Source organism: Flavobacterium sp., assembly GCF_041392085.1.
Taxonomy (GTDB): Bacteria; Bacteroidota; Bacteroidia; order Flavobacteriales; family Flavobacteriaceae; genus Flavobacterium.
Window position 1 is genome coordinate 52,345 of the sequence record NZ_JAWKMW010000014.1, and the last position, 9,027, is coordinate 61,371.

General features: G+C 33.5%; 12 protein-coding genes. 7 read left to right on the forward strand and 5 right to left on the reverse strand.

The window, feature by feature from the left end:
- Nucleotides 1–46 precede the first annotated feature (46 nt).
- A complete protein-coding gene (rpmH, locus tag R2782_RS12135) occupies nucleotides 47–208 on the reverse strand; it encodes a 50S ribosomal protein L34 (RefSeq protein ID WP_026710894.1) in 162 nt (53 codons plus the stop codon).
- Nucleotides 209–366: 158 nt separating this feature from the next.
- Here rpmH and R2782_RS12140 point away from each other — a divergent pair, with 158 nt between their 5' ends.
- The 5 genes from R2782_RS12140 to R2782_RS12160 all read left to right on the forward strand — a co-directional run bounded on the left by R2782_RS12140 (nucleotide 367) and on the right by R2782_RS12160 (nucleotide 5,009).
- Nucleotides 367–882, forward strand: a complete 516-nt coding sequence (locus tag R2782_RS12140) for a DUF2892 domain-containing protein (protein ID WP_371268515.1) — start codon at nucleotides 367–369, stop codon at nucleotides 880–882.
- A gap of 127 nt (nucleotides 883–1,009) precedes the next feature.
- Nucleotides 1,010–1,480 (forward strand): glycosyl hydrolase family 17 protein, encoded by a 471-nt coding sequence (locus tag R2782_RS12145; RefSeq protein WP_371268516.1) that lies wholly within the window; start codon nucleotides 1,010–1,012, stop codon nucleotides 1,478–1,480.
- Nucleotides 1,470–2,405, forward strand: a complete 936-nt coding sequence (locus R2782_RS12150) for a glycosyl hydrolase family 17 protein (protein WP_371268517.1) — start codon at nucleotides 1,470–1,472, stop codon at nucleotides 2,403–2,405. Before R2782_RS12145 ends, R2782_RS12150 begins: the two co-directional genes overlap by 11 nt.
- 66 nt (nucleotides 2,406–2,471) lie before the next feature.
- The gene (locus R2782_RS12155) at nucleotides 2,472–4,190 is read left to right on the forward strand and encodes a family 16 glycosylhydrolase (protein ID WP_371268518.1); all 1,719 of its coding nucleotides are present in this window, start codon (nucleotides 2,472–2,474) and stop codon (nucleotides 4,188–4,190) included.
- Between the two features lie 117 nt (nucleotides 4,191–4,307).
- Nucleotides 4,308–5,009 carry a TlpA family protein disulfide reductase gene (locus R2782_RS12160; RefSeq protein WP_371268519.1) on the forward strand — a complete coding sequence of 234 codons (702 nt, stop codon included), beginning with the start codon at nucleotides 4,308–4,310 and terminating at the stop codon, nucleotides 5,007–5,009.
- A gap of 10 nt (nucleotides 5,010–5,019) precedes the next feature.
- On the opposite strand, the gene R2782_RS12165 is transcribed toward R2782_RS12160, so the two are convergent.
- The 3 genes from R2782_RS12165 to R2782_RS12175 are packed head-to-tail and all read right to left on the reverse strand — an operon-like array spanning nucleotide 5,020 to nucleotide 7,001.
- Nucleotides 5,020–5,391: a TSUP family transporter gene (locus R2782_RS12165; protein ID WP_371268520.1), complete on the reverse strand. Its 372-nt coding sequence runs from the start codon at nucleotides 5,389–5,391 to the stop codon at nucleotides 5,020–5,022.
- Between the two features lie 9 nt (nucleotides 5,392–5,400).
- Nucleotides 5,401–6,288, reverse strand: a complete 888-nt coding sequence (locus R2782_RS12170) for a lytic transglycosylase domain-containing protein (RefSeq protein ID WP_371268521.1) — start codon at nucleotides 6,286–6,288, stop codon at nucleotides 5,401–5,403.
- A gap of 50 nt (nucleotides 6,289–6,338) precedes the next feature.
- Complete coding sequence (locus tag R2782_RS12175; protein ID WP_371268522.1) at nucleotides 6,339–7,001, reverse strand: alpha/beta fold hydrolase; 663 nt, start codon at nucleotides 6,999–7,001, stop codon at nucleotides 6,339–6,341.
- A 177-nt stretch (nucleotides 7,002–7,178) separates the two neighbouring features.
- On the opposite strand from R2782_RS12175, the gene R2782_RS12180 reads away from it, so the two are divergent.
- Together R2782_RS12180 and R2782_RS12185 are read left to right on the forward strand one after the other, a co-directional pair.
- Entirely contained in the window at nucleotides 7,179–7,460 is a 282-nt protein-coding gene (locus R2782_RS12180; RefSeq protein WP_371268523.1) for a GNAT family N-acetyltransferase, read from the forward strand.
- Nucleotides 7,461–7,462: 2 nt separating this feature from the next.
- Nucleotides 7,463–8,089 carry a class I SAM-dependent methyltransferase gene (locus tag R2782_RS12185; RefSeq protein WP_371268524.1) on the forward strand — a complete coding sequence of 209 codons (627 nt, stop codon included), beginning with the start codon at nucleotides 7,463–7,465 and terminating at the stop codon, nucleotides 8,087–8,089.
- Nucleotides 8,090–8,195: 106 nt separating this feature from the next.
- On the opposite strand, the gene R2782_RS12190 is transcribed toward R2782_RS12185, so the two are convergent.
- A partial coding sequence (locus R2782_RS12190; protein ID WP_371268525.1) for a radical SAM protein occupies nucleotides 8,196–9,027 on the reverse strand: 832 nt, incomplete at its 5' end.

Below are 9,027 nucleotides of genomic sequence, written 5' to 3' on the forward strand. Positions count from 1 at the left end.
GTTACCTAAAAGAGTAACGCCTTTATATTTGATTAATTTCTAATCATTATTTTTTGTGTCTTGGTTCGCAGGAAACAGTCAATTTGTGTCTTCCTTTGGCTCTTCTACGAGCAAGGACTTTTCTACCATTTGCAGTAGCCATTCTATCCATAAACCCGTGTTTATTTCTTCTTTTTCTTTTCGATGGTTGAAACGTTCTCTTACTCATTGTTTTGTATCTTTAAAATCGTAATATAATTATCATTTAACAGGTTCCTAAAAAACCGAGTGCAAATATACAAAGACTTTTTTTTCTCGCAAGTGGTTTTCTAAAAATATTTTCATTTCTTTTATTACCTTTGCAACCACAAATTAATATCCCTGATTATGTTTCATAAAAATATCAAATTAGTTTTTGCTGCATTTCTATTAGCAACCGCCATTTGGCAATTTACCGAAAATAACATTGGAAATGGTATATTCATAATTTTATTAATTGCTATTCCAGTTTTTTTATATTTTAAAAATGAATTTATTTTACTTGCTTTTTTAAAATTAAGAAAGCAAGATTTTGAAGGTGCTAAAAATTGGTTAGATAAAATCAAAAATCCTGAAACTGCCTTGGTAAGAAAACAACAAGGATATTACAACTATCTTCATGGATTGATGGTTTCTCAAACCAATTTAAATCAAGCTGAGAAATTTTTCAAAAAAGCAATTGAATTAGGACTTTCGATGGATATGGATTTGGCAGTAGCTAAATTAAATTTAGCCGGAATTGCTATGTCTAGAAGAAGAAAAATAGAGGCAACCAATTTATTAAATGAAGCGAATAAGCTTGACAAACAAAATATGCTGAAAGAACAAATAACAATGATGAAACAACAGTTGAAGAAAATTTAATTAGACAAAAAAATACAATTAATTATTAAATCGATTCATTGCTAGTATGAATCGATTTTTTTTATTCAAATCTTAAATTTCTTGATAATTAATTTACAGCATATTTTTTTCTAAGCAGAAATTCATTTTGAATAAACTAATTGGTAAGCAAGAATTTAATTGTAAAACTATTTTAAATTACTTACCTATACATTACCTATACAAACCCGAATTAGTATCTGCATGTGATGTACTTTTAGTAAATTTCTATCCTTTTTGGGAAGGTGCGAATGCCGATTATGCTCTATCCTATTTAGAAAACATGTTAGAAATCACACAATCAGTGGCCAATGGAAAGAAAATCATTATCGCTGAAACGGGCTGGCCTAGCAAAGGAGAAAATGTTGAAGAAGCTGTTCCGTCTGAAGTAAATGCTATGAACTATTTTATAGCAGCACAGGAATGGGCCAACCATAACACCATTGAATTATTCTATTTCTCATCGTTCGACGAATCATGGAAAGTAAAACAAGAGGGAACAGTTGGAACCGCATGGGGAATTTGGGATAAAAACGAAAAGCTAAAATTTGCACTTAAAACAGGTACGTATGTCATTTAGAGAAGGTCATTATTTTTCATTTGATGAAAATAGAAATTATGTTGATGGTGAAAATAATCATCAGGAAATACAAATCGCAGAGTATACAACAGAAGAATTATCCAAATTATGGTTAAAAACCTTAAAAAAAGGAATGCATGGTATTTGTTTCAGTATGTATGAAAACCATCAAAAACCGGGTGATGTTATTTATGGCGAACAAGTAAACCGACGTATTCAAATCTTAAAACCCTATGCCAAATGGGTACGGTCTTTTTCATGTATAGAAGGCAACGAACATATTCCAAGAATTGCTCATCAAAATGGAATGAAAACATTAGTTGGTGCTTGGTTGGGAAATGATTTAGAAAAAAATGAAATTGAAATCGAAGCTTTAATTTCACTGGCTAACGAAGGTTGTGTTACAATCGCTGCCGTTGGCAATGAAGTAATGTACCGAAACGATTTAACCGAAGATCAATTATTGGAATACATATATCGAGTAAAAAAAGCTCTTCCAAACATTCCTGTTGGCTACGTGGATGCGTATTACGAGTTTTCCCATCGTCCAAGAATTACGGAAGCTTGTGATGTTATTTTAACCAACTGTTATCCTTACTGGGAAGGATGTCCTATTGAGTATGCTTTCAATCACATGAAAAGCATGTATGAATCCGCTAAACAGGCCGGAAACGGAAAACGCGTAATTATTACCGAAACCGGATGGCCTAGCCAAGGAGGGTCACTCAAAGGTGCGTTTGCTTCACATGAAAATGCCATGAAATATTTTATCGATACACAGAATTGGTCAGACCAAAACGATATTGAAATTTTTTATTTTTCATCTTTTGATGAATCATGGAAAGTTGGACCGGAAGGCGAAGTCGGTGCTTACTGGGGATTGTGGGATAAAAATGAGGAATTAAAATACCAAGAAAAAAAATAAAAAAACACCAATTTTTTTTATACTATAAATTTATTAACTAAAGGTTTTTCCTTTTAAAAAAATGCTATGAAAAAATATTTATTTAGTATAAAAAACAACCTATTTTTAGTACTTTTTCTATTAATAATACTAACTCCTTTTGCAGTCAATGCACAAGTTGATGTAGTATACAACGATTTGGTTTGGTCTGATGAATTTGAGACAAATGGTGCAATCAATTCTACTAAATGGCATCATCAAACACAACTTCCTAACGGAGGAAGTTGGTTCAATGGTGAAGTACAACACTATACTAACCTCATCACCAACTCCTTTGTAAACAATGGTTTTTTAAACATTGTGGCAAAGAGAGAAAACTATACTAATCAAGGTGTTACCAAACAATTTACATCGGCACGTTTAAATTCAAAATTTGCATTTCTATATGGTCGTGTTGATATTCGAGCAAAAATACCAACCAATCAGGGAACATGGCCTGCTTTATGGATGTTAGGAAAAAACGTAAACGAAGACGGTGGTTTTTTTGATGCAGAATTTGGAAATACCGGTTGGCCTGCTTGCGGTGAAATTGATATCATGGAGCACGGTATCACGCAATCGCAACCTGAAGGTTACATTCAAAGTGCCATTCATACACCTTCTTCATTTGGAAGTACTGTAAATCATGGTGGAACTATTGCTGCTAACCTAGGAAATGATTTTCATGTGTATTCTATGAATTGGTCGCCTTTTGAAATTACATTTTTATTGGATGGTGTAGCTTTTTACACTTATAATCCAGCAGTTAAAAACCCACAAACTTGGCCTTTTGATTCTGAGCAATATATCTTATTAAACATTGCTATGGGTGGAATTGCAGGCAATATTCCTTCCAATTTTTCTCAAGCAACAATGGAAATTGATTACGTGAGAGTCTATCAAAATATATTGGATGATAACGAAGCTCCCATTAATTTTACTGCATCTGTTGGTGAGGTGACAAGCAGTACCATTGAGTTGTTACTTAATGCTGAAGACAATTCAGGCAATGTAACCTACACGATTAGTTATGGTGACGAAAACATTACCACGGCAAACCCTTCGGGGGAAGAAAAATCAATTATCATTCCGAATTTAACATCGAACACTACCTATGATTTTTCAGTTGCTGCTAGCGATGTTACCGGAAACGAATACGCTAATAACCCTATTCTTCTTAGTGCCACAACAACAGGATTTACAGGTTGTTCCGGAACAGATACTGAAGCTCAGCAAGGCTCTTTTTCAATCGGTTATAGCTATTCATTTGAGACAATTGGCAATGATGTACAAATTACTTTTGAATTGTTAGATACCGATAAAGTGGGCGTAGTTGCCTTTTTATGGAGGCAAAATCCTTTTACCGAATACCAAATGACAAATTTGTCGGGTAATAATTTTACTTACACGATAACTGAACAAAGCATTGGTACAACAATCAGTTATGCGGTTAAATTTGCTTATGCCGGTGGATTATCTGTTACAAAGTATTTTTCTTATTTAGTTGGAGATGATTGCACGTTAACCATTAATCCTACAACTGAAACTGATTTATTTACTTTTTTAAATCCGACAAAAGAATACATACATATAAATTCAACTGTTCCAATTGACAAAATAGAAATTCACAATTTACTCGGTAAGTTGGTTTTAGTTTCTTCAACTTTAAACGAACCCATAAATATCAAAAATTTACCAAAAGGTATGTATGTTGTTTCAGTCTATCAAGGAAATAAAAAGAGTGTTAAAAAGATGATTGTGAAATAAACCTCTTCTTTTGTAGCTATTTATTTACTATTCGAGTTATCAACAGGTTATTAACCGTTATTTTTTGGATTTGTTAATAAAATTAAATAGCTTTGTTTGAATCAAATTACTTCAAATATGAAAAAAATTATTCTCATATTAGTATTTGTTGCCTCAAACTTAGCCCTTCTAAGTCAAACCGTTGAGGATTCTCCAAAATTATTCACAGAAGCTGTTCGTGCAAACTTCCATAAATTTAAATCCCAAAGTAATGAAGCCTATCGTTTGGGAGACTTTGAGAGAGGTCAGTTTTTATTTGACAGTCTAGTACAAAATCAACTTATTGGTTCTAAATTTAATGACTATACGCTCAAAAGAGTTTCCAACCGAAAACTTAAAATGAGTAAAGTTAAAAAACCTATTTTCCTAATCACCTATTCTTCTTGGTGTGTACCCGGAAAAGGCGAAATTCCGGCTCTGAATAAATTAGCAAAAGAAAATAAAGATGTCGAGTTTATTGTAATTGTTTGGGGTAAAAAACACGAAGTAAAAAAATTTGCAAAAAAATTTAATAGTCATATTGAGATTTGTTATGCTCATAAAAACTATAAAAATGATAATGAAATTGTAGAAAACATGCGGGAAACTTTAGGTTTTCCAACTTCTTACATGATAGATGAAAACTTACAAGTAGTCAATATTAAAAGAGGAGCAGCTCTTACACCATATAAAACTCCTTCTAAAAAAGCAATGGAAATGCACTATGTCGTTTTTAGTGATCGTCTTTCTGAACTTATAAAAATGAAAGAAGAAAGAAAGGGCATGTTGGTTACCAATTAAATCCTAACTTCTACTTACCCAATAAAAGTTTTCCGGCAACAAGTAGCAAAATAAATCCAAAGATTTTTTTTAGCATTTTCTCATCAATATTAATTGCAAACTTGCTTCCGATATAGCCCCCAATTACAAAAAATACAGCCACGACTGCGGCATATTTCCAATCTACAAATCCTTCTTTATAATAATTAAATGCAGCCAAAGCCGTAACAGGTACCGAAAGAACGGCTAAACTGGTACCTTGAGACTCATGTTGAGACAATCCCAAAAGCAACAGCAAAGGCACCATGATAATCCCACCTCCTATGCCTATTAACCCACTTAAAATTCCGGCTAAAAGTCCGATGAGTAATAAAAATAATAAGGTTGATAGAGTCATTTTCATGTGTTATTATTAATAACCCTCTGTTGGAATTTCAAGAATATATGTTTTCTTGCTTTTGTTTTCTAGTTTTTTATCCCGTAACCAAGGATTGTGTAATTTTAATATCTTATAATTAATTCCCTGATTCTTCGCAAAGGTGGCCAAATCACTGATAGTAGAGTCTACCTCAATTTTTTTTACTTCAATCGGGTAATACAATTGCTCATTTGGTATTTCAAAACCGTATTTAGCGGGGTTTAACATTATTTCTTTTAAAGCTAAAATACGGAATACATAGCGAGAGGTTTCCTCCGTGAGCAAAACATCATAATAGTCTGAAACCATTTGATTCGTTAATTGTTTATTTATTCCACCCATTCCGGCATTATAAGAAGCCGCAGCTAAAGTCCAATTTCCAAATTTATTTTTTGCATCCAAAAGATATCGACAAGCCGCTTCGGTCGATTTTTCAATATGATATCGTTCATCTACATAATCGTTTACTTCCATTCCTTGCTCTTTAGCTGTTTGAGGCATAAATTGCCAAACACCGCGTGCTCCTGCAGGGGAAACTACGTTAGCTAAACCACTTTCGATTACCGCTAAATATTTAAAATCATCAGGCACTCCATATTTTTCTAAAATGGGTTCTATGATAGGAAATGCTCGGTTAGCTCGTTTTAAAATTAGTGTAGTCGAAGAATGTAAGTTGGTATTGATTACCATCTCTCTATCTAAACGTTCACGCACATCGGCTATATGCAAAGGTGTTTTTTCTCCGGCAAAATCAATTTCCAAAGGCAGACCTACCAACTCTCTTTTTTCAGTAACAATATTTTTTTTGGAAGTTGAATACACAAAAAATCCACTTAAAACAAGAACAATAGCAGTAATTGCACCATTTTTTATCCTTTTCATATCTAACATATTTTATTTGTTCCTTGTAAAACTACAAAAATCAGTCCAACTCAACTAGCATTTAGTATAATTTTTGGTAAATTTTCATTTAACCATTTGAATTTATTCAAAATCATAATGTGTGTCCCTCCCTTAACAATCGTACAATTTTGGATATATTTTATAGGAAAAACATCGTCTGCATCACCGTGGATATGCACCACATTTTCATCTGGCTCAGTTCTGTCCCATAATATGATTGTTTCAATAGCCCAATCTAAATAACACTTGTCTCGCACACACAAATAACGATCATACAATTTTAATCGTTGTTTTACTGCATCTCCATACGCAAATTTTGATAATGTTTCCACATTCTTAACCAATCCGGTAGGTAATAGTTTATATACTTGGGTTGTCTTGGCAATTTTCAATCGTCTTGGAAATTCTTTATTGGATTTTACACTTGAAATAATGATAGTTTTTTGAACCGGAATGAGTTTTGCCATTTCCTGCACAATGACACCGCCAAATGAAACACCAATCAAAACCGGATTGTCATGCTTAATTTCTTTAGACAGACGTAAAACATATTGGGTAATTGATTCTTTTGGTAGAGGTATAATCCATTCTAATAAAAATACGTCAAATTTCTCTTTCGGCAGTTCTATTCGTTCAAAAATGGATGTACTGGCTGCAAGTCCCGGCATAAAATAAACTGGAATTCTTTCCATAAAAAACGATTTACGTTCTAAATGTATTAATTTTATGAAAAAACAACGATAAATGAAGTATTAAATTAGTACAAATTCTTCATTTCATTCAGATTAACATTCTTTTAAACCCAAAAAAAATTAAAAATCCCTACCTTTGTATAATAAAAATATCATTTTTCCTAACCCAACAAAAGTATGGAAATCAAAGACAATCAATTACTAAGGCAATTTGAAACCCAAACAGAACTCGGTTTATTGGTAATGGAATATGCTCTCCAAGAACGAAAGCTATTTTTAACGAAATTAATCCATCCGGAAGACTTAGATTTCGATTTAATTAATGATTTCATCATCGAAGTGCTTTCTATTGCTCAAGAAAAAAAATGGAAAGTGGTTCCAACACATCCGAAAGTAGCCCATTTCTTTAGAAAAAATCCAATTTACAAAGAATTACTTCCTCCCGGTATAAAATTGTAAATATGAAATGTCCGCTTTGTTCTTCGTCTTCCAATCATTTTTACACACACAAACAACGTGAGTTTTACTTTTGTACCACTTGCTTTTCTGTTTTTTTAGATGACAAGAACTATTTGTCGGAACCGGAAGAAAAAAAACATTACGAATTTCACAATAATGATGTCAACGATAAAGGGTACCAACAATTTGCTTCACCAATCGTAAAAATTGTACTGAACGATTTTACACCCAAACATTCCGGTTTAGATTTTGGTGCCGGAACCAACTCCGTGATTGTGAAATTATTGAAAGACAAAAAGTACAACATAGTAGAATACGACCCATTCTTTTCCAACCATCCGGAAGTTTTGGAAAAACAATACGATTACATCACCTGTTGCGAAGTGATTGAACATTTTCATCATCCGTTTGAGGAATTCAAAAAACTCTTCAATCTCCTAAAACCCGGTGGAAAACTCATCTGTATGACCGATTTTTTCTCTGAAACTCAAAATTTTGATACGTGGTATTACAAAAATGACCATTCGCACGTTTTCTTTTATCATCCCAAAACAATGGAATGGATTACTAAAAATATCGGGTTTTCGAGTTATACGATTGAAGGAAGAGTGACGGTTTTTGTGAAGTAGTGGTCAGTCGCAGTGTTGAGTCGCAGTCTCCCGTCAGTTGTGTCATTGCATCGCCATTTCGCATCTATCGAGTCTCCCGCTGGTCGAAATGACACAATGTAAAAAACTACAAAACCACAACATCCCTCACAAATTCCATCCTCACCGAACCATCTTCATCAATTTTTGTCAGTTTGATTTCGTGTAGTGTATTTACCAATTCAGGATTCCAAGGCGTTTTTACTTTTACGTAATTTTCAGTAAATCCATGAATGTACCCTTCTTTATTTTCTGCTTCAAACAAAACAGTGCGGGTAGTTCCGAGTTGACTTTCATAGAACGCTCTTCGTTTCTTAACTGATAATCCGCGAAGCATTTTACTTCTTTTGGAACGAACATTACCCGGCACCACTCCATTCATTTCAGCGGCTTCTGTGTTGTCACGTTCAGAATACGTAAAAACATGCAAATACGAAATGTCTAAGTCATTCAAAAAGTGATAAGTTTCCAAAAAATGTTCATCCGTTTCACCGGGAAAACCTACAATTACATCCACACCAATACACGCATCGGGCATGACTTCTCGAATTTTATTCACACGATCTACATACAATTCTCGCAAATAACGACGTTTCATTTTCTTCAAAATGTCATTACTTCCCGATTGCAACGGAATGTGAAAATGTGGGACAAACGTTCGGCTTTTCGATACAAATTCAATCGTTTCATTTTTCAATAAATTAGGCTCGATAGAAGAAATTCGTAAACGCTCAATACCTTCTACTTCATCCAACGCCTGAACCAATTCTAAAAATGTATGTTCGTGTTTCTTGTTGCCAAATTCACCTTTTCCATAATCGCCAATATTCACTCCGGTTAACACAATTTCTTTGATGCCTTGCTGCGAAATTTCTTTGGCGTTTTTCAATACATTTTGCAATTCATCACTACGAGAAATC

Bases quoted from the DNA above. Each gene is read 5' to 3' on its own strand.
- rpmH (WP_026710894.1), bottom strand. From the start codon at position 208: ATGAGTAAGAGAACGTTTCAACCATCGAAAAGAAAAAGAAGAAATAAA.
- R2782_RS12140 (WP_371268515.1), top strand. From the start codon at position 367: ATGTTTCATAAAAATATCAAATTAGTTTTTGCTGCATTTCTATTAGCA.
- R2782_RS12150 (WP_371268517.1), top strand. From the start codon at position 1,470: ATGTCATTTAGAGAAGGTCATTATTTTTCATTTGATGAAAATAGAAAT.
- R2782_RS12155 (WP_371268518.1), top strand. From the start codon at position 2,472: ATGAAAAAATATTTATTTAGTATAAAAAACAACCTATTTTTAGTACTT.
- R2782_RS12160 (WP_371268519.1), top strand. From the start codon at position 4,308: ATGAAAAAAATTATTCTCATATTAGTATTTGTTGCCTCAAACTTAGCC.
- R2782_RS12165 (WP_371268520.1), bottom strand. From the start codon at position 5,391: ATGAAAATGACTCTATCAACCTTATTATTTTTATTACTCATCGGACTT.
- R2782_RS12170 (WP_371268521.1), bottom strand. From the start codon at position 6,288: ATGAAAAGGATAAAAAATGGTGCAATTACTGCTATTGTTCTTGTTTTA.
- R2782_RS12175 (WP_371268522.1), bottom strand. From the start codon at position 7,001: ATGGAAAGAATTCCAGTTTATTTTATGCCGGGACTTGCAGCCAGTACA.
- R2782_RS12180 (WP_371268523.1), top strand. From the start codon at position 7,179: ATGGAAATCAAAGACAATCAATTACTAAGGCAATTTGAAACCCAAACA.
- R2782_RS12185 (WP_371268524.1), top strand. From the start codon at position 7,463: ATGAAATGTCCGCTTTGTTCTTCGTCTTCCAATCATTTTTACACACAC.